25 protein-coding genes are annotated in these 24,507 nt (G+C 49.8%); 12 read left to right on the top strand and 13 right to left on the bottom strand.

Going from position 1 to position 24,507, the window contains the following annotated elements; all coding sequences use genetic code 11:
- Positions 1-7 precede the first annotated feature (7 nt).
- The 10 genes from PGL01S_RS23380 to PGL01S_RS23425 all read right to left on the bottom strand — a co-directional run bounded on the left by PGL01S_RS23380 (position 8) and on the right by PGL01S_RS23425 (position 9,262).
- The gene (locus tag PGL01S_RS23380) at positions 8-1,315 is read right to left on the bottom strand and encodes an ABC transporter substrate-binding protein (RefSeq protein ID WP_127496944.1); all 1,308 of its coding nucleotides are present in this window, start codon (positions 1,313-1,315) and stop codon (positions 8-10) included.
- Between the two features lie 250 nt (positions 1,316-1,565).
- Positions 1,566-2,225 (bottom strand): HAD family hydrolase, encoded by a 660-nt coding sequence (locus PGL01S_RS23385; protein WP_127496945.1) that lies wholly within the window; start codon positions 2,223-2,225, stop codon positions 1,566-1,568.
- Between the two features lie 19 nt (positions 2,226-2,244).
- Positions 2,245-2,721, bottom strand: coding sequence for a GNAT family N-acetyltransferase (locus tag PGL01S_RS23390; RefSeq protein ID WP_127496946.1), 477 nt, complete (start codon positions 2,719-2,721; stop codon positions 2,245-2,247).
- 15 nt (positions 2,722-2,736) lie between these two features.
- Positions 2,737-3,030 carry a DUF4362 domain-containing protein gene (locus PGL01S_RS23395; RefSeq protein WP_164775573.1) on the bottom strand — a complete coding sequence of 98 codons (294 nt, stop codon included), beginning with the start codon at positions 3,028-3,030 and terminating at the stop codon, positions 2,737-2,739.
- A gap of 170 nt (positions 3,031-3,200) precedes the next feature.
- On the bottom strand, positions 3,201-3,653 hold the full coding sequence (locus tag PGL01S_RS23400) for an NUDIX domain-containing protein (RefSeq protein ID WP_127496948.1): 453 nt from the start codon (positions 3,651-3,653) through the stop codon (positions 3,201-3,203).
- Between the two features lie 18 nt (positions 3,654-3,671).
- Entirely contained in the window at positions 3,672-4,028 is a 357-nt protein-coding gene (locus tag PGL01S_RS23405; RefSeq protein ID WP_127496949.1) for a hypothetical protein, read from the bottom strand.
- Between the two features lie 305 nt (positions 4,029-4,333).
- Positions 4,334-4,819 carry a hypothetical protein gene (locus PGL01S_RS23410; protein ID WP_127496950.1) on the bottom strand — a complete coding sequence of 162 codons (486 nt, stop codon included), beginning with the start codon at positions 4,817-4,819 and terminating at the stop codon, positions 4,334-4,336.
- 359 nt (positions 4,820-5,178) lie between these two features.
- A complete protein-coding gene (locus PGL01S_RS23415; RefSeq protein ID WP_127496951.1) occupies positions 5,179-7,056 on the bottom strand; it encodes an ABC transporter ATP-binding protein in 1,878 nt (625 codons plus the stop codon).
- The gene (locus PGL01S_RS23420) at positions 7,053-8,780 is read right to left on the bottom strand and encodes an ABC transporter ATP-binding protein (protein WP_127496952.1); all 1,728 of its coding nucleotides are present in this window, start codon (positions 8,778-8,780) and stop codon (positions 7,053-7,055) included. The genes PGL01S_RS23415 and PGL01S_RS23420 overlap by 4 nt, the downstream gene beginning before the upstream one ends.
- Positions 8,774-9,262 (bottom strand): MarR family winged helix-turn-helix transcriptional regulator, encoded by a 489-nt coding sequence (locus PGL01S_RS23425; protein ID WP_127496953.1) that lies wholly within the window; start codon positions 9,260-9,262, stop codon positions 8,774-8,776. Before PGL01S_RS23425 ends, PGL01S_RS23420 begins: the two co-directional genes overlap by 7 nt.
- Before the next feature lie 307 nt (positions 9,263-9,569).
- On the opposite strand from PGL01S_RS23425, the gene PGL01S_RS23430 reads away from it, so the two are divergent.
- Together PGL01S_RS23430 and PGL01S_RS23435 are read left to right on the top strand one after the other, a co-directional pair.
- Positions 9,570-10,058, top strand: a complete 489-nt coding sequence (locus PGL01S_RS23430) for a C40 family peptidase (RefSeq protein ID WP_244935721.1) — start codon at positions 9,570-9,572, stop codon at positions 10,056-10,058.
- 106 nt (positions 10,059-10,164) lie between these two features.
- Positions 10,165-10,668 carry a GNAT family N-acetyltransferase gene (locus PGL01S_RS23435; protein WP_127496955.1) on the top strand — a complete coding sequence of 168 codons (504 nt, stop codon included), beginning with the start codon at positions 10,165-10,167 and terminating at the stop codon, positions 10,666-10,668.
- A gap of 115 nt (positions 10,669-10,783) precedes the next feature.
- Here the strand turns inward: PGL01S_RS23435 and PGL01S_RS23440 are convergent, their stop codons facing one another.
- Positions 10,784-11,713, bottom strand: coding sequence for a manganese-dependent inorganic pyrophosphatase (locus tag PGL01S_RS23440; protein WP_127496956.1), 930 nt, complete (start codon positions 11,711-11,713; stop codon positions 10,784-10,786).
- A 214-nt stretch (positions 11,714-11,927) separates the two neighbouring features.
- Between PGL01S_RS23440 and PGL01S_RS23445 the strand changes: the two genes are divergently transcribed.
- From PGL01S_RS23445 to PGL01S_RS23480, 8 genes are all read left to right on the top strand, one after another.
- Complete coding sequence (locus PGL01S_RS23445; protein ID WP_127496957.1) at positions 11,928-12,704, top strand: Cof-type HAD-IIB family hydrolase; 777 nt, start codon at positions 11,928-11,930, stop codon at positions 12,702-12,704.
- Positions 12,705-13,024: 320 nt separating this feature from the next.
- Complete coding sequence (locus tag PGL01S_RS23450) at positions 13,025-13,912, top strand: VOC family protein (RefSeq protein WP_127496958.1); 888 nt, start codon at positions 13,025-13,027, stop codon at positions 13,910-13,912.
- A 12-nt stretch (positions 13,913-13,924) separates the two neighbouring features.
- Positions 13,925-14,617: a metal-dependent hydrolase gene (locus PGL01S_RS23455; RefSeq protein WP_127496959.1), complete on the top strand. Its 693-nt coding sequence runs from the start codon at positions 13,925-13,927 to the stop codon at positions 14,615-14,617.
- A gap of 127 nt (positions 14,618-14,744) precedes the next feature.
- Positions 14,745-15,422 (top strand): response regulator transcription factor, encoded by a 678-nt coding sequence (locus PGL01S_RS23460; protein ID WP_127496960.1) that lies wholly within the window; start codon positions 14,745-14,747, stop codon positions 15,420-15,422.
- Positions 15,419-16,882, top strand: a complete 1,464-nt coding sequence (locus PGL01S_RS23465) for a sensor histidine kinase (protein ID WP_127496961.1) — start codon at positions 15,419-15,421, stop codon at positions 16,880-16,882. Before PGL01S_RS23460 ends, PGL01S_RS23465 begins: the two co-directional genes overlap by 4 nt.
- Before the next feature lie 173 nt (positions 16,883-17,055).
- Positions 17,056-17,766 (top strand): polyphosphate polymerase domain-containing protein, encoded by a 711-nt coding sequence (locus PGL01S_RS23470; RefSeq protein ID WP_373864169.1) that lies wholly within the window; start codon positions 17,056-17,058, stop codon positions 17,764-17,766.
- Between the two features lie 4 nt (positions 17,767-17,770).
- Positions 17,771-18,478 carry a DUF4956 domain-containing protein gene (locus tag PGL01S_RS23475; RefSeq protein WP_127496963.1) on the top strand — a complete coding sequence of 236 codons (708 nt, stop codon included), beginning with the start codon at positions 17,771-17,773 and terminating at the stop codon, positions 18,476-18,478.
- 20 nt (positions 18,479-18,498) lie between these two features.
- A complete protein-coding gene (locus PGL01S_RS23480; RefSeq protein ID WP_127496964.1) occupies positions 18,499-20,349 on the top strand; it encodes a CotH kinase family protein in 1,851 nt (616 codons plus the stop codon).
- A 209-nt stretch (positions 20,350-20,558) separates the two neighbouring features.
- On the opposite strand, the gene PGL01S_RS23485 is transcribed toward PGL01S_RS23480, so the two are convergent.
- Together PGL01S_RS23485 and PGL01S_RS23490 are read right to left on the bottom strand one after the other, a co-directional pair.
- Complete coding sequence (locus tag PGL01S_RS23485; RefSeq protein ID WP_127496965.1) at positions 20,559-22,226, bottom strand: ABC1 kinase family protein; 1,668 nt, start codon at positions 22,224-22,226, stop codon at positions 20,559-20,561.
- A 14-nt stretch (positions 22,227-22,240) separates the two neighbouring features.
- Entirely contained in the window at positions 22,241-22,540 is a 300-nt protein-coding gene (locus PGL01S_RS23490) for a phasin family protein (protein ID WP_127496966.1), read from the bottom strand.
- Between the two features lie 191 nt (positions 22,541-22,731).
- On the opposite strand from PGL01S_RS23490, the gene PGL01S_RS23495 reads away from it, so the two are divergent.
- The gene (locus tag PGL01S_RS23495; protein WP_127496967.1) at positions 22,732-22,938 is read left to right on the top strand and encodes an alpha/beta-type small acid-soluble spore protein; all 207 of its coding nucleotides are present in this window, start codon (positions 22,732-22,734) and stop codon (positions 22,936-22,938) included.
- A gap of 197 nt (positions 22,939-23,135) precedes the next feature.
- The gene (gene fabV / locus PGL01S_RS23500) at positions 23,136-24,326 is read left to right on the top strand and encodes an enoyl-ACP reductase FabV (RefSeq protein WP_127496968.1); all 1,191 of its coding nucleotides are present in this window, start codon (positions 23,136-23,138) and stop codon (positions 24,324-24,326) included.
- Positions 24,327-24,507 lie beyond the last annotated feature (181 nt).

Raw genomic sequence — 24,507 nt, forward strand, 5'->3', positions numbered from 1 at the left:
GTATTAGTTAGTTAGCCAAAATCTCGTTAATCTGCTTCTCCAAATCCTTCAAGCCGTCTTCCGCCGATTCGTTATGGAAAATGATGTTTTGCAGCGATTCGGCAATCGTCGTAATGATCGTCGTATAGTTATCCGTTTGCGGCGCGAATTTGACGGTCTTCTGCGCTTCGATAAAGAACTGGCGATAGGGCAGCTTATTGTATTCTTCGCTTGCCGTCACCTTGCTGTTCGCAGGCACGTGACCCGCATTACCCCAAGTCTGTCCTCCCACTTCAGAGAAGTATTTCATGAACTTGGCAGCAGCCTCTTGCTTCTCCGCAGAAACATACGACGGAATGACTAGCGTATGCGAGCTGCCCCAATGCGTCTGGCTTCCGAAAATTGCAGGCAGCGGCATTGCGCCGATATGTTTCGAGGCATCTCCAAGCAGCACCCCAGCTTCCCATACCCCGCCAAACCAGAAGGCGGCTTTGCCGTTGCTAAACGTATCCCAAGGATTCTTGTCGTTAATATCCGCGTACTGCTTGGTATAAATATCATCGTAGAATTTCAATACGCTTAGTGCCTTGTCATTGTTGATAGCCGCTTTCTTCAAATCCGGCGAGAGGATATCGCCACCGGCTTCATAATACATATTGAGGAAGGGCTCTTGGAAATAAGGCGTGTTAACGGCCATCGCCTGCACATCCGGAACGGCTGTTTTAATTTGAGCTAACGTATTCAAATAACCTTCGGGACTTACATCATCGAGTTTAGGAGTCTCATCGTCATTCAAGAGATTCGCCTTTTTGAGAATGTCCTTATTGTAGTAGAGCATATGGAAGTGAGTGTCGAGCGGTACCGCGTAAGGCTTGCCTTCATAAGTAACGCTTGTTATATTCGATTCGCTGATCTGTCCAAGATCAAATCCGACTTTGCTCGCCAGCTCGTCAACCGGCACAATCTGCTTCGCTTTTACAAAAGGAGAAAGCCGGTCGACGTGGGCTACGGCTACATCCGGTCCCTTGGAAGAAGAAAGCGCCGTGCCTAGCTTCGCATAATATTCGTTTGATTCCAGACGCAGCTGCTTCACGATCACCTCTTGCTGCGAATCGTTAAATCCTTTAATAATCTGATCGACGAAATCCCCTTCGCCGCCGCCGAACATATTCCAGAACGTAATTTCTACCGGGCTGCCGCTCTTGCCTCCTGCGTTTCCGGCATTCGTTTTGTTATCCGCGTTACCGCCGCCGTTGGACGAAGAACATCCCGTTACGGCTAGCGCAAGCGCCATCCCGGCGGTCAGCATCATTCCGGCTTTCTTCTTTGTTCTCATGTTTCGACTACCCCTCTCTTATTGGAGAAAGCGCTTCACGAAAAATGTAAGTGCTTTCTTTAATCCTTACTTTATCGTGTTTGCATCTCCAGCCAAACCGATAAAACGCTCTATTTAGGGATACAAAAATAAGGTCTGCTAGGAGGGGCGGGTAGACGATCTTACGATTGGTGTCAAAATGAAAGAAAAAGCAACGAATCCCGCTCATCGAGCTGAAGCCGTTGCTTTCTTTTACCATATCAATGCAGATCTATCTGTTCATAACGGAGATTAACTCTTCCAAATCATAAATAACGCCATCAGCTTGTACATCGGGAGAAAAGTTCGAATTATACTTCCACACGGCTTTCATGCCAACCGCGCGGCTGCCTCTTATATCGCTGTCCGGGTGGTCGCCAACAAAAAGCGCATCCTCGGCCTTCACGCCAAGCTTGTAGAGCGCCCGCTCAAAAATAGCCGGATCCGGCTTGCGAAGCCCTTCCCATTCCGATATAAGAACCTCGTCGAAAAAAGGAGCGATATTTAATGCTTTGAAATTATCATATTGAAACTGGCCGTAGCCGTTTGAAATTAAGGCGATTTTGGTTCCGCAGCTTTTTAAAGAGGAGAGCATCTGAATGAGATGAGGGAACCCGACGCAATGCTTTTGAAACGACTGCAAATAATCCTCTAACAGCTCTTCCCAGCGCAAGCCTGGAATTTGGAATTCTGCCAGCAGCTGCTGATATACCTTATCCTTCCATACATAGCCGTGATGATCGAGCTCAATGAACCGCTTCGTAAAAACATCCTTCGGCACCTTCTGAAACGCCGGATAACGTTCATATTGATCATCGATAAATAAAGCCAAAGAGGCATCGCGGTCGAGCAGCGTTCCGTCCAGATCAAAGAGTACGGCTTTAAACCGCATGTTACACCTCCCGAATAGATTAGTTCTTGATCAGCTTGAATAGCTGCCTGCTGCCGCCTTCCGGTCCATTCGGAACAGGCTCCTCTTGAGGCGCAAACCCAAACCTTTCGTACAGCCTTCTTGCCGGAAGTCCGTCCTTCACATCTTCGCCAAAAGTAACAACCGACACCTCTGCCGGGGATTGAAAATGTTCAAGGACATGCTTCATAAGCACGGAGGCCACCCCTTTGTTTCTTGATTGCTCAGATACTGCCAGCCAGCCGATTTTATAGGAGGGAGCCTTTTTCGTTGAGATGAGAATACCGCCAAGCAGCTGTTCTCCGGGAAAACCGTCATCCTCCCGTATGCAAAAAGCCCTGCCCTCGCGGATATTCCGTTCAAGCGTTTGAACAAACAAAGGATCATCAACCATAGGTCCAAACAGCTTTTCCACCTCAGCAGCCAATACTAACCACTGCTTTATATCTTCTTTCTCTGCGTTTACGACTTTCACCATTCATGCTCCTATTCCTTATTTTCGCGTGGGATCAAATGAAAACAAAGAGTAATGGGAAACTTCCACACTCTCCGGGCCTGTACACTGCCTGACCACTACAGTTCCTTTGTTATCGAACTCTATAGCTTTGCAAGTTAACTGCAAACCGGCGTCGCTGCTATAAATATCCCGCGTTGAGTCCAATCTTACCTTGACCTCGCCATCATCGGCGATCAAATCATAGATGACATAACCTCCATCTAAAAATGGCGGAATGGCGAGAACATAATCAAATTTATGATCATGAAAACGATTAATGAAGTGCTGCATTCGTACTACATCTTCTTTTCCGAAGGATTTCAAAATATCATTCCCAAATGGAGTCTGAGACTTTGTTTCTCCAGATGAGATTGAACATGCCGATAAACTCAAAATCATAACAATAAATAAAATGACTGAAAGAGATTTAAGGATATTTTTAGCCTCCTTTACCAGCGTTTCTAATTTATATCACCCAGATAACGCTTGCTTTTATCCTTATTTTTTATTCGGACCCCTAATTCGCTTGGATAGAATCGGATTTCATCCAGCCTGCTTACCTCAACCCATTCAACTCCTACTTGATGGTCATCCGGAACCGACACATGTTCGAAGGTTGGATTCGGGGAAACCAGGTTACATTCGAAAAAGAATTCAACCTGATGCATTCCTGGATCGCCGTCAATATAGTTCCTGCCGATATATTCACGTATGCAGACAAGATCTTGAACCTCTACCTCTTCTCCAATTTCCTCGAGACATTCTCTTATTACCGCTTGCCTCAAACTCTCGGAATGCTCTTGCCCCCCGCCGGGGCACAAGTAAAAGAGCCCAGCATCATCCTTATTAACGGTCAATAATATTTTCTCGTCCTCAATAATAATAGCTTTTGCTGAGTTTCGAATAGGCTTCATTTCTTGTTTCTCGCTCCTCTATTTATCTTGTTCCAGTACGGTAATCTCTTTGGCCGTAAATTCTCTTTTTCCTTTTTTCACATTCTGAGGTTTCACGGGAACGATCCGAACTATATCTTCGGTAGTCAGCTCCGACAATTGGACAGGCTCACCTCGTTCGTTCTGAATGACCGTATTCTCATCTATATGTACACGGCATAAGTATCCGATATCGTTAACTTGCGACTGACCTTTAGTTACTTCAGCCGAGCAATTGACCATTAATTCATTGGTTTCGATTGTGTCTATACGATCTTCAAACACCTTAATTTTCCCGCATGAGGCCAGAAAACAACAAAGACAAACAACAAGCAGGATACGATATATTTTCTTCAATGTATTTTCCGCCTTCCGTTACCTTATTAATTCTCCCGAAGAACGGATGTAACTATTTTATATCCAAAAATACACACGAGAACAAAGCCGATGGTTCCCAAAAATTTATGGATAAGACCATCAAGGATGTCTCCCCCGCTTAAAGCATTCAATAGATCGCTAACAATAAAAATATGCGGCTGAGGTAGTATCATTAGAATTACCCCAACGATAAACCCAATAAATAGATTTATGGTTCTAGACATGCCTACACTCCTTCTCCCCATTTAATAATCTCTTCGGCTACGGCTCGAGCCACCTTATCCTCATTCGTCAAAAAGTCGGAAAGCGACTTTTTCCTCTTCTAGTTCCTCCATCCCGACGTGATTTCTTTCCGATTCTGCAGTCTTTTGAAGCTCACGAATGGAAGGTAGCGTTCCATTTGGTGCGATTGTTATTTTTAATAAAGTCCATTTAGGAAAAAGCTTATGATATAGAGATTTGGTAGTCACTGTCAAATATACATGAAGCGGCTTTACCCCCATCCTGCTAACCAAATAACCTATTTGTTCTGAGCCTCCTTGAAAATCCGTTGCAGATTCAACTACTGCGTCAGTCGGCAATTCAAGAAGATATTCCGTTGTTGGTTCGTCTAATGAGAGAGCTTGAATATTCGCTTGATTATGTTCATGAATAATGTGCTCCAACTGTCTCTTCAATTCATGCTGTGGTGACAATGGTCCAAAACGAAGATACAGATACGCGCCTCCCATTAAAAATAAAACAACAATGAAAATAAAGGTTTTTCTCACATGATGTACCCCCGCATTTCATTTTCCTATCTTTGGAATTATCTATTAAGACGTCATGCGGTAACATTTGTTGCGCATCACCACCGCTCATGACAAACAAAAAGAGAAAGCGCAGCTAACGCGCTTTCTCTTTTTTCCGCCCTCCCCCACAAATAGCCATTCAGGGGAGGCTAATTTGAGGCTTGTGTGGTTTTAGGACGTAGGGGGATGGAGGGTTTGTATCTCTGGAGGAGCGTAGCGTTCGCCTTTATCATTCTGAATACTCGTTAGATTAACAAGTTCACTATTCAGAATGATAACAGCGGCCGGAAGAGATACAAACCCGTAATTCCTTGCTTTGCTATCCCTTGCCTTTAAAACTAAACAGCCTCAATCGCCTTCCCCGTAAACTGGCTATTATACAAATCCGCATAGAATCCGCCCTGCTCCAGAAGCTCCTCATGCGTACCCTGCTCGATAATCGAGCCTTGGTTCATGACAAGAATCAGGTCTGCATCGCGGATCGTCGACAGACGGTGCGCGATAACGAAGCTTGTGCGGCCTTCCATCAGATGTCCCATCGCCTTCTGGATGTAGACCTCTGTACGAGTATCGACGCTGGAGGTTGCTTCATCCAGTATCAGAATGGACGGATCAGCCAGAATTGCCCGGGCAATAGTAAGAAGCTGCTTTTGCCCTTGCGAGATATTGGACGCCTCTTCGTTCAGAATCGTATCGTAACCGTCCGGCAGCGTCCGGATGAAATGATCGGCATGAGCCGCTTTCGCTGCGTTTACGACATCCTCCTCCGTAGCCCCTTCCCGTCCGTACGCGATATTATCGCGGATTGTTCCGTTAAAGAGCCAGGTATCCTGAAGCACCATTCCGAACATGCCGCGCAAATTGCTGCGCTTCAAATCCGTAATGTTGACGCCGTCAATCGTAATTTTCCCGTCATTCAGCTCATAGAACCGCATAAGCAGGTTTACGAGCGTTGTTTTACCGGCACCTGTTGGACCTACGATCGCCACTGTCTGACCAGGCAGCACATTGATGTTCATGTTATCGATCAGAGTTTTATCCGCTGTATAACCGAATTTCACATGGTCAAAATGCACGGAACCGCTCGGACGAGTGATTGTTTTCGCCGGATTTGCTTCCAGTACTTCCTCTTCCTCGTCCAGAAGCTCAAAAACGCGTTCCGCTGATGCGATTGTCGACTGAATAACGTTCGAAATCGTAGCCAGCTGCGTGATTGGCCAAGTGAACTGTCTGGTGTACTGAATGAAGGCCAGGATATCCCCGACTTCAATCGCGCGTCTCGTAACAAGGATACCGCCAACGATGCTGACAAACACGTAACCGATATTTCCGATAAAGCTCATGATCGGCATAATAATGCCGGAGATGAATTGGGCGCGCCAGCCGGCATCGTACAATTGCTCATTCATCTTCTCGAACTTTTCCATGGATTCGCGTTCGCGGCCAAAAGCTTTCACGATCTTGTGACCGGTATACATCTCTTCCACGTGGCCGTTTAATTTACCAAGCTCCGCTTGCTGCTTCACGAAATATTTCTGCGAACGCTTAGCGATAACAGCCGTCGCTAGCAAGCTGATCGGAATCGTCAGGAAGACGATCAACGTCATCAGCGGGCTGATGGTGAGCATCATAATGATAATACCAACCAGCGTAATAACGGATGTAATCAGCTGCGTTAAGCTTTGCTGCAGCGTGTTAGCGATATTGTCCACGTCATTAACGACCCGGCTTAATATTTCGCCATTGGATTTGGAGTCGAAATATTTCAGCGGCAGCCGGTTGAACTTGGCGTTCACCTGCTTGCGCAGATCGTACACGGTATTCTGGGCTACGCCCGCCATCAAATACTGCTGGATATAGCTGAACACCGAGCTGATGATATAGAGAACGACGAGAATAAGCAGAATCTGATTAATCGCGTCAAAATCGATTCCCGCCCCGCCATTTTGTTTACCAAAAAAGCCTTCGGCCAGCTTAGTCATCGCATGACCCATAATTTTCGGGCTTACGATGCTGAATACCGTACTCAAAATCGCGGTAAGCAGCACCAGCAGAAGCTTGGTTTGATGCGGCTTCAGATACGCCATTAACCGGAACAGTGTTCCTTTAAAGTTTTTCGCCTTTTGCACCGGCATCCCGAATCCGCCGGGACCGCCCATGCCCGGGCCTCTGCCAGGTCCGCCTGGAGGGCGTCCGTTTCCTTTTTGCTGGCTCATGCAATCTCCTCCTCTGACAGCTGCGACGACACGATTTCCTTGTAGACCTCGCAAGTTTGCATAAGCTCCTTATGGTTGCCGATCCCCGCAATACGTCCTTCATCAAGGACGATAATCCGGTCCGCATCCATAACCGTGCTTACGCGCTGCGCGACAAGCATAACCGTGGAGTTGCCTACCTCAGACTTCAATGCCGCGCGAAGCTTGGCATCCGTCTTGAAGTCCAGTGCCGAGAAGCTGTCGTCGAACACGTAAATTTCCGGCCTTCTCACCAATGCCCGCGCAATGGACAAGCGCTGCTTCTGACCGCCGGACACGTTATTGCCGCCTTGCGCGATCATGGAATCGTAACCCTGCTCCATCCGGCCGATAAACTCGGAAGCTTGCGCAATAGCCGCGGCATGAGCGACTTCCTCGTCTGTTGCATCCTCCTGACCGTAACGGATATTTTCCGCTACCGTGCCCGTGAAGAGAACCGCCTTTTGCGGAACAAAGCCGATCTTATGGCGGAGATCCTCCTGGCTCATATCTCTGACATCCATGCCGTCAATCATAATCTGACCCGCATCCACATCATAGAAACGCGGAATCAAGCTGACGAGCGTGGATTTACCCGCACCGGTACCGCCAATGATGGCGGTAATTTCGCCAGGGCCTGCCTGGAACGAAATATCCGACAACGCAGGCTGTTCCGCGCCCGGATAGCTGAATGACACTCCGCGGAATTCCAGATAGCCTTCTTTGCCGCTGTTTTTCTTCGTTACTTCTTTGTCGGACAGCGTTGGTATCATTTCGAGCACTTCATTAATACGGACAGACGATGCCTGCGCGCGCGGAATCATAATCAGCATCATCGACATCATCAGAAGCGAGAACATGATTTGCATGCCGTATTGAATAAAAGCCATCAGGGAACCGATTTGCATATTCCCATGATCAATTCGGATACCGCCGATCGCGATAATGACAATCGTTGAAATGTTCATGATCAGCATCATCAGCGGCATAAGAACCGCCATAATTTTGTTTACGCGCACCGCCGTATCGGTCAGATCGGCGTTCGCCGCATCGAATTTCTTACTCTCATGGCTGATCCGGTCAAACGAACGTATAACGCGGATACCCGTAAGGCCTTCGCGCAGCACCAGGTTCAATTTATCGATCTTTACCTGCATCGCTTTGAACAGCGGAATCCCTTTACGCACGACAAGGAAGATCGCGCCTGCCAGTACCGGTATAACGACTACAAATACAAGCGACAGCTTGGCATCCTTCGAGATGGCCATAATAATGCCGCCGATACACATCATAGGCGCGGTAATCATCATCCGCAAAATCATGATAAGCACTTGCTGTACCTGCGTAATATCGTTTGTTGTGCGGGTAATCAGCGAAGCTGTGCCAATCTTGTCGAACTCCTGCAGCGAGAAGTTCTCGACATGCTTGAACACTTTGCTGCGGACATCCCGTCCAAAGCCCATTGCGGATTTCGAGGAGAAATAGCTGGCCAATACGGAGCAGATCCCGCCCGCAGCCGCAACCAGCAGCATGAAGCCGCCGATTTTCCAAATATAAGACTTGTCGCCTACAGATACGCCTTTATCCACGATATCCGCCATCAAGGTTGGCAAATATAAATCAGACAAGGTCTGTAAAAAGACAAAGACCAAAACACCAATCACCAAAAGCCGAAACGGCTTTAAATAGCGGAATAATTTCAACATTTATTAACATCATCTCCATTTGAATCGTTCAGATTCATTTGTTCGAAATAAGTCGTCGTCTGCCTGAGCAGACGAATTAATTGCTCCGTGTCATCGTCGCCCAGAAAATCAACAAGACCGTTCATCCGCTGCATAAAACCTTGCAGCGCCTTTTTGGCGGTTAATTCGCCTTCTTCGGTCAGGGACACTCGGACCGCTCTTCTGTCTCTCGGATCCTCTTTGCGGACAATAAGCCCCATCTCTTCAAGCCGGTTAAGGAGCTGTGTAACGGTTGGCGACGTCACCTTCAGAAACTTGCTCAAATCGGATACTTTGACCCCTTCATCTTCTCCATTGCCCATTCGCTTGATCACGACTAGCAGCCGCAGCTCGCTATGCTTCTGCTTCAGATCCATCGGCTGATGGTTCCAGTTCATCTTGTTGAACAGCATAAATACTTCTATTAGTCTTCGTGCTGCGGTCTCTTCTCCACCGCCGGCCATTTGATCACCTCACCCTTTAAATATGTAAGCCACTAATTATTTTAGTACTATTAATAATAGGCTACCTAATTATATTTCACTCCCCTATTACCCGTCAATGAGAAGCGGCTTATATGAAGAGACTTTTCTGAGAGCGTTTCTAAAGAGATTCTCATTTATTTCTCATAAAGGTGTCTTTCTTTACAATTCATTGATCTTTCGCTCTAATTGTAAAAATTTGTGCTGTTTCGGATGTGTTATAGTAATTTCAGCGAAAGATGGAATCTGTATTCGAATGAACTTCCAAACGAAAGGAAACCATACTACCATGAAAAACACATTTAAATCCCTTAAAAAAATAATGACATTTAGCCTGGTTGCAACCATTGCTGCATCAGCCTTCACTCTTGCTACTACAACGAATCATGCAAACGCTGCAACGGAAAAAACGCTGGCCTTGATCAGCGAAGGTAAAAATTACTTAGGCGTGCCTTACAAATACGGTGCCCCGGTCGGAATTACATATGCCTTTGACTGCTCGTCCTTTACGAAATTCATGTTTGCCGGCCTTGATGTTAACCTGCCCCGCACAGCAGCCGAGCAAGCGACTGTCGGCAAAAAAGTGCCAAAAACGGAACTGAGCACAGGTGATCTTGTATTCTTCCGTACGAACGGCATCAGCATCAGCCACGTGGCCATCTATGCCGGATCGAAAAAAATTCTTCACAGCTCCACTAGCCAAGGCGTTACCGTATCCGACATGTCCAGCTCCTACTGGTCCGGCAAATACGTAACTGCACGCCGTGTCGTTAACTAAACTCTAATTTGCACAATGGTTGAGCCAACAAGCTCAGCCATTTTTTATTACAGGAAGGAAAGCTTCCCTCTCCTATGGAATTTCAATCCGTAATGGAGGTGACACTGTGGAAATTAGGATTTTGACCGAAGCCGATGCCCAAGCTTACCATGAGCTTCGTCTGCAATCCCTGCTTGAAAGTCCCGAAGCGTTCCTTACCACCTACGAGATCCAGGTCGTAAGATCGCTTGCCGAGATCGCAAGTGGGCTGAAGCCGGATGAAGGGCGGTTCACGTTAGGAGCGTTTCTTGCAGGCAAACTGGTTGGCATGGTTACATTCGTGAGAGAAAGTAAACCGAAAATATTCCACAAAGGGAATATCTACGCGATGTATGTCGCTCCGGAGGCGCGCGGTCAAGGAACTGGCAAGCGGCTGGTTATGGAGCTGATCCGTAAAGCCTCGACAATGGATGGACTCGAACAGATTAATTTAACCGTTATTTCGGAAAATGCTGCGGCAAAAGCGCTGTATGCCAGCTGCGGTTTCGAGGTATTTGGCATTGAGCGGAATGCCATGAAATCGCAAGGCCAGTATTGGGATGAAGAAGATATGGTGCTGAGGCTGAAGTAAGTGCAGCAGCGGCAATAAGAAAGAGGTTGTCCCACCGGGGAACAACCTCTTTCTTCTATTATATAGCGTATTATTTGCTTAATGTTTCAGTCAGTACCGGAAACGATTCGCTGTATTACTTGCTCAACGTTTCGGTTAGAACCGGTACGATCTGCGATTTGCGCGACACAACGCCTTTCAGAAGCGCCTTGTTGCCTTCCAGAGTAACGTTGTAAGCTTGTTCGACAGCGTTAGCTTTCGCACCCAGGGTAAGAGCGATGGAATCGCTGTTCAGGATGTCGGTAACAACGAATACGAACAGATCAAGACCTTTTTTCGCGATGGTTTCGTTGATTGCCGCTTCCAGATCCGCTTGGCGAACCAGAACGTCGTTTGTGTCAACCGCGTTAACTTGAGCGATTTCTACTTTTGCGCTGCCCATCGAGAATTCTTTCGCGTCCAGCGACAGAAGCTGCCCGATTGTTTTGTCGCGGAGATCCGCGCCGGCCTTCAGCATTTCCAGACCGTAAACTTCAGCGTCAACGCCGGCGATTTCAGCCAGCTCGCGAGCTGCCGCTACGTCTTGCTCCGTGCATGTAGGCGATTTGAACAGAAGGGAGTCAGAGATAATAGCGGACAGCATCAGTCCAGCGGCCTCTTTGCTGATGGCAACGCCGTTTTCTTTGTACAGCTTGTTCAGGATTGTAGCCGTGCAGCCTACAGGCTCGGCACGGAAGTACAGAGGAGCCGCAGTTTCGAAGTTAGCGATACGGTGGTGGTCGATAACTTCAACGACGCGAACTTGATCAATATCGGAAACGCTTTGCTGGCGCTCGTTATGGTCAACCAGAATAACGTTGTTTACTTCGCCTGCTACAGTCTCGACAAAACGCGGAGCTTCCGTCTTGAAGTAGTCCAGAGCATATTGCGTTTCGCCGTTGACTTCGCCAAGGCGTACGGCTTCAACGTTAAAACCAAGTTTCGATTTCAGTTCGGCATAGGCAATCGCGGAGCAGATCGTGTCTGTATCCGGATTTTTGTGCCCGAAGATCAATGTTTTTTCCATTGCGTGCATTCTCCTTATTTCCCAATTATAGATACCCATCTGATTATATCGCATAATGCGTCCAACTCCTACTTCTTTACACCGATTCATTCAAAATGTTCGCACTCTTCTGCGCCGCCTTCCAGCCTTTAAAGCTTGCCTAATCACGGAAATCGGTGTTATAGTACGTCAATAAATAGATGAAACCGCAAATAGGGATAGGAGAGGTAAGCTTATGCCATACAAAATCGCTTTCTTTGACATCGACGGCACATTATTGGATGAAGAAAAACAAATCCCGCAGGATACGATCGACGCGATTCGCGACCTGCAGGCCAGCGGGGTACCTGCTGTTATCGCAACGGGCAGAGCGCCCTACTTTTTCGCTCCGATTGCCGAGCAGCTTGGTATCGATTCTTATGTCAGCCTGAATGGCGCGTACGTCGTATACAAAGGAGAAGCCATCTACCGTCGCCCTATTCCGCGCGAAGACGTGGAAACCCTGGTCAGCCATGCTTCCGCCCACAATCATACTCTCGTGTTCGAAGGACATGATTCGTTCTACCGCAATACGGAATCCCACCCGCATGTGTTTAATTCCGTGGCATCGCTGCGCGTTGCGCAGCCGGGCTTTGATCCGGACTTCTGGCAGAAGGAAGATGTCTATCAGATCTTCTTGCATTGTACCGCCGACGAAGAGCATCTGTACGGTGAGGGTAATCCAGGACTTCGCTTTATCCGCTGGCATGACACCGCGATGGACGTGCTTACCGTTGACGGCTCCAAGGCGCAAGGGATTAAAGCGTTGCTCAAGCTGCTCAACATCGCTCCGGAAGAAGCCGTTGCGTTCGGCGACGGTCTGAACGACAAAGAAATGCTCGAGGTTGTTGGCCTTGGCATTGCGATGGGCAACTCCCATGAAGAGCTGAAGCCGTTCGCGAATTACATTACGACGCATGTAAGCGACAGCGGCATCCGCAACGGTCTCGTGCATGCCGGTCTTATCAAATAAATAGGTTCAGCCAAGCCCGCCATTGCGCGGGCTTTTATTATTGGCGCCGTAGGTTGGCGGAACCTCCGATTATAAACTCCCGCTAATCCAACCCCCGCTGCAACACGATAATTTCCTCTTATTTCGTTATCTGCCTCCATCCGGGTGCAATCGCGTATCTTATTCGCATTTTTATTCCACACTAACACAAGTACATAAGCGATTTCCGCAACCTTCCTCCACGCCTTTTCCCCGGTTTTCACAATCCCATAACTTGACAACACTAAATATATTATTTATATTAATTTACAAAAAATAACTAAGCGAAGGAGGGCTACATCATGTCCGCAAGCATCCATCCAGATACCGTTCTTGGCGCTGTAAAGCTCAAGATCAGCAATCTCGCGCAATCTCTCAGCTTCTACACCGAGGTTATCGGCCTCCGGATTCTGGAGCAGACGAGCACGACTGCCGCATTAGCAGCTGATGGCAAGACAGCTCTCATTCTGCTTGAGCAAATACCGGACGCTATTGTAGCGCCAGAGCGCAGAGGAACAACCGGGCTGTACCACTATGCCCTGCTGCTTCCGAGCCGCAAGGAGCTTGGCATCGTTCTTAAGCGGCTGATCGCTCACCGCATCCCGCTTGGCCAGGCCGATCACTTGGTCAGCGAAGCGTTATACTTATCCGATCCCGACCATAACGGAATCGAGATTTATGCAGATCGTCCAAGATCCGAATGGAAGCGCGACGTTAACGGCGATTACGTAATGGCAACCGATCCGATCGACTGGGAAGGTCTATTGCAGGAAGCCGGCGAAGAAGATATAACGAAAGGTCTGCCGCCTGAAACCATCATGGGCCACGTTCATCTTCATACGGTGGGCATTCCGGAATCAAGAACGTTCTACAACGGTCTGCTAGGCTTCGATATTGTCGGCGATTATACCCAGATGCGGGCATTATTCGTATCGGCCGGAGGCTACCATCACCATATCGGACTTAATGTATGGGCTGGCATCGGAGCTCCCGCTCCCTCTTCCCGATCAACCGGGCTAGACTATTTTACGATCGTCTATCCGGATTCCGGCGAACTCTCATCGGCCCTTGAACGGCTTCTTGCCGCAGGCATTTCCGTTGAACAGCAGGACGGCGCCGCTTTCGTCACCGATCCGTCCAGCGTACGCATTAAACTTACCACGAGACTTGTCCAACAAAACAACCGTTAAGGAGCTGCTACAATGACTGATATTATTTTTCACGGACATTCCTGTGTCCAGATTACTTCCGGCGATAACTCGCTTGTAATCGATCCTTTCCTGAGAGGGAACGAACTGGCTGTAACGAAGCCCGAAGACATCAAGGTCAACTCGGTCCTTCTCACGCATGCCCATATGGATCATATCCTGGATGCCGAGCCTATCGCCCGGGCGAACAATGCTCCGGTTGTCGCGAACGTCGAGCTTGCTACCTACATGTCCTGGAAAGGCGTTGAGACGATTGGCATGAACATTGGCGGGACCGTTGATCTTGGCTTTGCCAAAGCGAAAATGATTCAAGCGTTCCACAGCTCGGGCATTACCATCGCGGAAGAGCAGCGCATTATTTACGGAGGCATGCCGGGCGGCTACATTATTACGGTGGACGGCAAGACGATTCTCCATGCCGGCGACACTGCTCTGTATGGCGATATGAAAATGATCGGAGACCGTCATAACATCGACGTTGCTCTCATCCCGATCGGCGACCACTTCACGATGGGCCCCGAGGATGCTCTCCAAGCGGCCGAATGGTTCGGCGCCAAGGTGACAATCCCGGTTCACTACAATTCCTTCCCGGTTATCCGCCAGGATGCGGAAGCCTTCGTTCAGGCTTTGGAAGCAAAAGGCTTAAAAGGCCAGCTCCTCGAGCCCGGCCAGAAGCTGTCCATCTAACGCGCAAGCTGCCTTCCCTTATAGGGTCGGCAGCTTTTTTTATTTGCGGTTAATGAAATCCCTGCTAAAAACGACGATAATAAGTAGACAACAAATTTTGAACATGATAACGGGGAGCAACGCATTTATGAACGGAATCCGATTATTGCTGGCTGACGATGAGCCGCATATTATACAGTTTCTTGAGCTGGGTCTTCTGAACGAAGGGTTTGACATCCGTACCGCCGAGGACGGAGCAGCCGCCTTGCAGCTGGCCAAGGAGTTTCAGCCCCATGTCCTTATTCTCGATGTCATGATGCCGGAGATGAACGGGTTTGAAGTTTGCCAAGCGGTTAAAGACACCGGAGCGAACGTTGCGGTCATTATGCTTACCGCGAAGGATGAGATCGAAGACCGGGTGAAGGGCTTAACGCTTGGCGCGGATGATTATGTCGTGAAGCCCTTCAGCTTCGAAGAGCTGCTCGCCCGGATCAAAGCCCGGCTCCGCAACCAGTTCCCTAGCCTGCTGGGCGAGGCGACTTACGGTCCCTTCCGCGTTAACGACCTCAAGAAGGCACTGATCTATCAGGATCAGACCCTGGAGCTCTCTCCCACCGAATATGAGCTGTTGAAATATATCGTGCTGAACAACGGCATTGTACTCAGCAAAGCGCAAATATTGGACAGCGTATGGGGCTACCGGTTTGGCGGGGAAGACAATATCGTCGAGGTGTACATCCGCTCCCTGCGGGACAAGCTTGGCGACAAGGAGCACCGGCTTATCCGTACGCTGCGGGGCGTCGGTTACAGGATGGATCTGTCATGAGACGCTCGCTTTTAGCCCCCCGTTCCCTCCGATTTCAGCTTCTTCAGCGCTCTCTGTTCGTCATGGCGGCTATGCTGCTTATGATCGGAATTTTGCAGTATGTGTTGATGAAGGATTTTCAATATAAAAATAAAGCCGAAGCGCTGGAAGCCCAACTAATCTCGCTTCCCCATGATTGGTTTGGAGGCAAGCCGTTCGGCGGCGGCAGTCTCCCCGGCAGCTTGCCGCCCATGCAGCTGCCGATCCCGGCCCCGTTTTATTATCAGCCGGGCTTGTCCCTGGCCTCCATTAATCTTGAAGGCGAATTTACCGATCTGTCGCGCGATGAGGAGCTTAACGCTCCTCAATTATCGGCCGGGCAATATAAAGAGCTGCTTAAACAGCCTAATCAGCGTGGCGCTTACCGGATCTTGACGGACAAAAAAGGCACGCAGCAGCTGGTCGTCTTTCATGTCACGGGGCCTCCCGGACATCCCGACGGCATCATCCAGGCCGGAACGGATACCGCTTCTCTGAAGCAAATACTGATGACTCAACTTGCGATCTTTATCGGATTGTCCGTGCTTGCGCTGGCTGCCGGCTTATGGCTCTATATTCCCCTGCTGCGCCGCACGCTTGGCCCATTGTCGAGCGTCGTGCAAAAGGTCGGCCAGACGGATGCCGCTAATCTGAGCGAAAGACTGCCTATGAATCAAGGGCAGCAGGAAATCGATCAGCTTGCCGTCGCCTTTAACGGGATGCTGGAGCGTCTGGACCTTTCCTTTGAAGCCGAACGGCAGACAACGGAACGAATGAGACGGTTTATCGCGGACGCCTCGCATGAGCTGCGCACACCGCTTACGTCTATTCATGGCTTTATCGAAGTTTTGCTGCGCGGGGCCGCTTCCAACCCGGATCAGCTTCGCTCCGCCTTAACCAGCATGCAGCTGGAATCCAAACGGATCAACAAGCTCGTCGAGGATTTGCTCCTGCTTGCCAAGCTTGATCAGGCCCCTTCGCCCGAACGGATCGTGATCCGGCTGGACAAGCTTCTGCAGGAAATGGAGCCCCAGCTTCTCCTGCTAAGCGGCACTCGCAGCGTTAGCCTGCGCATCAATCCGGGCATTCAGGTTTCCGGGCATCCCGATCAGCTTAAGCAAGCGGTGCTGAATCTGTTCCTGAATGCCGTTCAGCATACCGATCCGGATACCGGCAGCTTGTCCCTTAAGCTATATACGGAAGCGGATGAAGCGGTTATTGCCGTGTCCGATAATGGCTCCGGTATAGCGGCAGAGCATCTGCCCCATTTATTCGAAAGATTCTACAGAAGCGAATCCTCGCGAACGCGCAAAAGCGGCGGTACGGGTCTTGGCCTTGCCATTACCCAGTCCCTTGTCGCAAAGCATCACGGCACCATACAAGTGGACAGTATAGAAGGCTCGGGCAGCACGTTCCGAATCAGACTGCCGCTTCATCCATGAAAAAAGGCTATTCCGTCATACCAAATGGCGGGATAGCCTTTTTGCCGCGCGCATGAAGACATTCAGCATTCTTTCAGCCAGCGTTAAGATTAGCATCAGACTCAGCCTATACAATTAGTTTTGTTAAGAGAATGTAAACGAAAGCAAACATGACAGTGAAATGAGGTGTAATAATGAGCAAAATCAAATTCAGGAATGAGCTGAAATTTTTCATCAACCATCTGCAATATTTCACGATTCGCCAACGGTTAAGTCATCTGATGCAACCCGACGAGCATGCGGGTTCTACCGGTGAATACCATATCCGGAGCTTGTATTTCGACGATTTTAGCAATACCGCCTTAAACGACAAGCTGGGCGGCTTCCGGGACAGGAAAAAGTACCGGATCCGCATCTACAACGGCCTGGACAAAGTCATTCATTTCGAAAAAAAGCTTAAACGGATGGACTACATCGCCAAGTTGAAGGAGCCGCTTACCAGAGAGATGTACAACCGCATTATGGCTGGGGATTACGAGGTTCTGAACGTGCCGGACAAGCCGCTGTTTACGGAGATCTACAATGAAATGCACGACAATCTGCTTCGTCCGAAGGTAATCGTCGATTATGTGCGCGAGCCTTATGTCTGCCATAACGGCAACGTACGGATTACGTTCGATAAGGACCTGCGGACCGGGCTGCATGCGGTCGATATTTTTGATCCCGAGCTGGCGCCCGTTAAAGCGATTGATGAAGATCTCATCATCCTGGAAGTGAAATTCGATGAGTACATCCCGGGCTACATTCAGACTGCGCTGCAGCTTGAAGGCCTGAACCGGCAATCGGCGTCCAAGTACGTCATCTGCCGTAAATTTCTGAAATATAACTCGTGGGAGGATTATTAAACCAATGGATACAACAACTAACGCAACCGATACGACCAACACGTTTTCCGACCTTTTCAAAAGCTCGGTCCTCGACAACTTCAATTCAAGCATCGATATTTCGAAAATGCTGATCACGCTCGCTATCTCTTTCTTAATCGGGCTGTTTATTTACACGCTTTATAAAAGAATCTTCAGCGGGGTGTTATACTCCAAGAGCTTTAACGTCTCCCTGATCGGGATGACCATCATTACGTCCGTCGTTATTCTGGCGGTCAACTCGAACCTCGTCCTGTCCCTCGGTATGGTCGGCGCTCTCTCGATCGTTCGTTTCCGTACGCCAATCAAAGACCCGACCGACCTGATCTTCCTATTCTGGGCGGCAGCTGCCGGTATCGTAACCGGCGCAGGCTTCTTCACTCTTGCCGTTGTTGGCTCTGTTGTTATCGGGCTTGTCCTCTTCCTGTTCGTAAAAGGCGGCAAGGTGGAAAATCCGTACCTTCTGGTTGTTCAATGCGCAAATGACGAGAGCGAAAAGGCAGTTCAGCAACAAGTCGGCAAGCTGGTTAAACGCTATAACGTGAAGCAAAAAACCGTATCCGCAGGAAATATCGAAATTACGCTGGAAGTCCGTCTGAACGATCAGGAAGGACGTTTTGTAAACGAGCTGTCGCAGATTGCCGGCGTTCGCAATGCCGTTCTGATCAGTTACAACGGAGATTACGTATCGTAAAAGACAGGATGGTGCTTAAGATGAAAGAGAAGTTTATACTGACGCTCTTCTCCATCATTCTGATCATCGGATTAACAGGATGCGGCTCCAAGCCGGCAGCTAACAATGAGGGAGAAAGTGCTGAGAACAAAGCCGCCTCCAAGGAGGAGCAGTTTTTAGACGAAACCGTATTTCCGAAGGACAAAGTCGTCGACGTGAAAATTACGATCGATGAAGATCAGTTTCAGGACATTATTGATAATGCCAGCGCCGAGGAATATCACGCGGCCTCCGTCGATTATAACGGAGAGCATTTCGATAATGTCGGCATCCGCGCCAAGGGCAACTTAAGCCTTGCAAGCGTCGTGCGGATGGATGATTCCGACCGGTACAGCTTCAAGATCTCTTTTGACGAATACGTGAACCAGACGCTTGGCGGCATCAGCAAAATCAATCTGAACAATAATTACAGCGATGCTTCCTATATGAGGGAATTTCTGACGTATGAGCTGGCCGAACAGATGGGGCTGCCGACACCAAAGTTCTCGTTCGTTAACGTGTATGTGAACGATAAACTGTGGGGCTTCTACTTGGCGGTCGAACAAGTCGGAGATGAATATCTGAACCGCAACTTCGGCAATGCGTATGGCGCATTGTATAAAGGAGTTATGTCGACGGGCAGCGATCTTCTCTGGATCGACGACAAGCTTGATTCTTACCCGGGTCTTGCGCAAAAATCCAAATCCTCCAATAACGACATTCTGATCGATATGTTGAACGAGCTGAACAACGGTACCGATCTGGAGAAATATATCAATGTCGATGATGCCTTGGGGTATATCGCCCTAAACGCAGCTACCAATAATATGGACAGCTACATTGGAGGCAACAAGCAGAATTATTATCTGTATGAGGATGACGGCGTCTTCTCCATCCTGCCGTGGGATTACAATATGGCCTTTGGCGGCATGGGAATGATGGGCGGCGGAGGTTCGAGCAGTCTCTTAATCGACGAGCCGACGCAAAGCGCGCTTGCGGACCGTCCGCTGGTCGCAAAGCTGCTTGCCGTGGATGAATACAAAGAGAAGTACCATGAGATGCTTCAAAAGATCGTTGACGGTTACTTGTCGGACTCGCAATTCCAGGCAAGAGTAAATGAGCTAAACACGATGATCGCCTCGTATGTCAAAGCGGATCCTTCCTCGTTCTACACGTATGAGGAGTATGAGGCGGGAGTCAAATCGTTGGTCTCGACCAATGCAAGCACGATCAGCAATATCTCGCAGCAGCTCGACGGCACGATCCCCTCTTCGGGCGACGGCTCCGGCAGCGGTGGCGGCTTTGGCGGCGGTGGCATGCGCGGCGGCGGCAACCGCCAGCAAAATGCCGCAGACGCAGGCGGAAGGCAGCAAGGTGCTGCGGCAGCCCAAGGCGCGGGCGGTAATGCGGCGCAGCAGGGTGCCGCTGCACAGCAGAGCACCAATGGCGCTGCGGACAGCAAGCAAGGCGCGGTACCGGCTGCCGCGCAAGGCGCGAATGGCGCCGATGCGCAGCAAGGCCAAGCCGGTACCGGCGCTGGCAACGGCGGCCAGCAGCAAGGCGGCGATATGGGCGTGCCGCCGGACGGGTTCCAAGGCGGCGACGGCATGGGATTCCCTGGCGGCGATATGGGAGCCCCGCCGGGAGATTTCCAGGGCGGAGGTATGGGCCAGCCACCGGATGGCTTCCAAGGCGGCGGTATGGGCGGCGGAGGTTTCCCCGGAATGGGCATGGGCATGGGCAACCAGCCTAAGCAGGATAACTCTAAAGAAGCCATTACGGCCGGTATCGCAATCCTTGTCTTGCTCCTCTCGTGTCTGTTCATCAAATATTTCAACCGCAGAAGACTATAAGTCATAAAAAAAGGAGCAGGGAATCCCCCCTGCTCCTTTACCTGTTCCCCCAAAATTAATTGATAAAGAATAGAGGCAATGTATCTCCTGGAAGAGCGTAGCGTTCGCCTTTGTCACGCACTTTACCCCCCTTAAAAATTGTTCAAGGTAAGGGCTGACAACAGCGGCTGGAAGGAGATACATTCCGTTATTCCTAATCAAACAAATAACTATCTGCTTCGTATGATTGCAACAATTAACCACACAAACAGAATCGAAGCAATCCCAAACCCGATCTCAATCGCCGGTATATTCCACAGCAGCGTGCTCTGATGCCCCATTGACGAGCCTATAATAAGGCCAACCATAATAATGCTGAACGACAGCAGCACAATGCTGAGGCTTAACCGGTTGCTGATCTGATCCAGCTTTTTCAGCACGGCATTTAATTCGGGAATGGCAAGATCCAGCCCTAGCCTTCCCCTTCGCATCATATTGAGCACGCTCCTCAGACTAAGCGGAACATCCGAGAGCAGCTCCAGATAATCCGGGATGTCATCCACCCATTTGCGCGCGAGCCGACGCGGGTCCAGCTTCTCGATCACCAGCTTCCGGCCAAACGGCTCGGCGACGTCAAACACGCTGAAATCCGGGTCAAGCGCCGTCACTACGCCTTCCAGGGTGAGGAATGTTTTTCCCAGCAAGGTAAGCTCGGACGGAATTCGAATCCCGTGGCGGAAAGCAAGCGCGAACAGCTCATTGACCGACTCCCCGATCTTTACCTGGCTAAGGGGAACCTTGTAATATTTGTCCCTCATTTCGTCCACGTCAGCCCGGAGCGCCTTCCTGTCCGTAGCATCGGGGATAAAGCCCATCCCGTTAATCGCCCGGATAATCGTACTTGTGCTTTGATTGCGCAGGCCGATTACAAAGGTGGCGAAATGCTGCTTCATGTCCGGCGTAAGCCTTCCGACCATCCCGAAATCCAGAAAAGCCAGGTTCCCGTCAGGCAAAACCAGCACATTCCCCGGATGCGGGTCCCCATGGAAAAAACCGTCCACCAGCACCTGTTGAAAGATCGCTTTGGAATACCGCTCCGCTAGTTTTTTATGGTCATAGCCACCCTGCTCGAGATGCTCCCGGTCCGACAGCTTGATCCCTTCCACGTAATCCATCGTCAGAACAAGCTTGCTCGTATACTCCCAGTACACCGCCGGAATGATGATGCCGTCAAACCTGCTGCTCTGGGCGGCGAACCGCTCCGCATTGCGTGCCTCCAGTCCGTAATCAAGCTCGGCGCGAAGCGCTCTGGCAATTTCGTCGATCATGTCGCGTAGCCGGTAGCTGCGCGCCCATTCGAGACGATGCTCCGCAACCCGCGCCAGCTCCGACAAGATATCGAGATCGGTCTCGATGACCTTTTGTATAGATGGGCGCTGTACTTTTACCGCTACCACCGTGCCGTCTATCAGCTTGGCCCGGTATACCTGCCCGATTGACGCGGAAGCCAGCGGCTCTTCGCTAAACTCTGCAAATAATTGCTCAATCGGCGAACCCAGCTCGTCTTCAATAATATGTACGGCTTCCAAATACGAAAAAGGCTGAACATGATCCTGCAGCTGCTCCAGCTCCGCAATAATGCCAGCAGGAATCAGGTCAGGCCGTATGCTCGCCATTTGACCCAGCTTGACGAAGGTTGGACCAAGCTCCTCCAGAAACATGCGAAGCCGCTCTCCGACTCCCCGTTTGCGAATGCCCTGCCTTTCACCGCCACGCAGCGCCAGTCCCGTATCCGGCAGTCCCAAATCCTTGGCGATATACCCAAAGCCGTTGCGGACAAAAGCGACAGCGATCTCCCGATAACGCTGCAAATGACGGAATTTCGATCTTACGCTCATACATCCGCCTCAGATCAGTCCACAGGGGTTTCTTTATGCTCAAGCGCCGCCACACGCTGCTCCAGCTGCTCGTATTGCTCTCTGGTTACGTATTTCTCACCAATGATGGATTGTACGCGTTCGCGAATCATTTCTTCAATTTTATTGCGTGTTTCTTCGCCTTTCTTGAGCAGCTCATCGACATAGACGGACGATTCCGCTTTGGTAATTTCGCCTTTTCGCACCCATTCCTCCGCCAGCTTCTCTACTTGCTCCTTGCTTGTCACCGCAAATCCAAGTCCAAACGATACGGCTCTTCCGAACAAATCCTTCATCTGTATCACATCTCCTACAGTATGGAATACATCCAGTTTATGCAACTTGGCCGGATTACAGTCATTGCGCTTGTTTTAACCGACATTAAGGTAAAAAAAGGGTGAATTTACGGATAATTCTTATCCCTGTATCACATAATAACGGTAATAAATGGTCGTCTAATTCGAACATTTTTTAGGAGGCACTTTCCATGGCTAACCGCAAATCATTATTAGTTCCGAATGCCCGCGCCGCGCTTGAACAGCTTAAGTTCGAAATCGCGCAAGAGCTTGGCATAGAGCTTCCCGCTGACGGCTACTACGGCCATATGACGACTCGCGATATGGGCTCTATTGGCGGGACGATTACCAAACGCCTGATCCAGATGGCGGAGCAGCAAATCTCCGGCCGGTATTAAGCAAGCGGCACTACACTTACACGACAAGGGCTAACCCTGCAGCAATCGCTGTTTCAATGGGCTTAGCCCTGTTTTTTATGATTTCCTTTGTCCGTGAACTTCCCTTTAGAGCTAAAAATCGGTAAAATGAGAAATGGCTTGTCTTATTGTGGACTGAACCTATAATTATGATTTTAAGGAAGAAAGGATTTTACCATATGATCATTAAACCGAAATCCCGCGGCTTTATCTGCACAACCGCCCATCCGGTTGGATGCGCGGAGCAAGTGAACCGCCAAGTGGAATACGTACAGTCCCAACCGAAATTGAAAGGTCCGCGCAATGTGCTTGTTATCGGCGCATCTACGGGTTACGGCCTTGCTTCCCGCATCGTTGCGGCGTTTGGCGCTGGCGCGAATACCGTTGGCGTATTTACGAGCAAAGGCGCGGAAGGCAACCGTACGGCGAAGCCGGGCTGGTACAACTCCGCTGCCTTCGAGAAGGCTGCTGTGGAATCCGGCCTGAAATCGTTCAGCCTCACCGGGGACGCATTCTCCGACGAGACCAAAGCAAGAACGATCGATCTGATCCGCACGGAGCTTGGCTCGGTTGATCTCGTCGTCTACAGCGTTGCCGCACCTCGCCGCGTTCATCCGAAGACAGGCGAAGTGTTCAACTCGGTGATCAAGCCGATCGGTCAATCCTATTCGAACAAAACCGTTAACTTCCATAACGGCGTTGTGTCCGAAGCTACGATTGAACCGGCTACGGAAGAAGAAATCAGCCAGACGATTACCGTCATGGGCGGCGAAGACTGGCAAATGTGGATCGACGATCTCCAAGCAGCCGGCGTGCTTGCAGAAGGCGCTACTACGATTGCTTACTCGTACATCGGTCCGGAAATTACGCATGCGGTTTACCGTGACGGCACCATCGGCCGCGCGAAAAACGATCTGGAGGCTACGGCGCACAACCTCACCGAGCAATTGTCCTCCACTGGCGGACGCGCTTATGTTGCGGTTGCCAAAGCGCTAGTTACGCAGTCCAGCTCCGCGATTCCGGTCGTGCCGTTGTACATCTCGGCGCTCTTCAAAGTAATGAAGGAAAAAGGCATTCATGAGGGCTGCATCGAGCAAATGTACCGCATGTTCGCTACCCGCTTGTATGTAGACGGCCCTACGCCGGTTGACGAAAAAGGCCTCATCCGCATGGATGACTGGGAAATGCGCGAAGACGTCCAAGCTGCGGTAGATAAGCTGTGGAGCGAGATTACCACGGAAAATGTTTACGAGCTGTCCGATCTTGAAGGCTATCGCCGCGAGTTCTTCCAGCTGTTCGGCTTCGAAACCGACGGTATCGACTACGAAGCAGACACGAATCCGGAAGTTGATATTCCAAACCTCCGCTAAGGCGATAAGAGAAAACCGTAGCAGGCCAGCCTGCTACGGTTTTTTTGTTGGGTAGATTGTACTTCAATCATTCATCGCCACCGACACATATCTGCCCCTCCCCACTTCCCGCATCTTAACGATGTGCCGCATCGTTAAGCTCACCCTACTCGCCCTATTCGTCTGCCTTAACGATGTCGCA

Origin of the sequence: Paenibacillus glycanilyticus NBRC 16618, from assembly GCF_004000805.1 — a bacterium.
GTDB lineage: Bacteria > Bacillota > Bacilli > Paenibacillales > Paenibacillaceae > Pristimantibacillus > Pristimantibacillus glycanilyticus.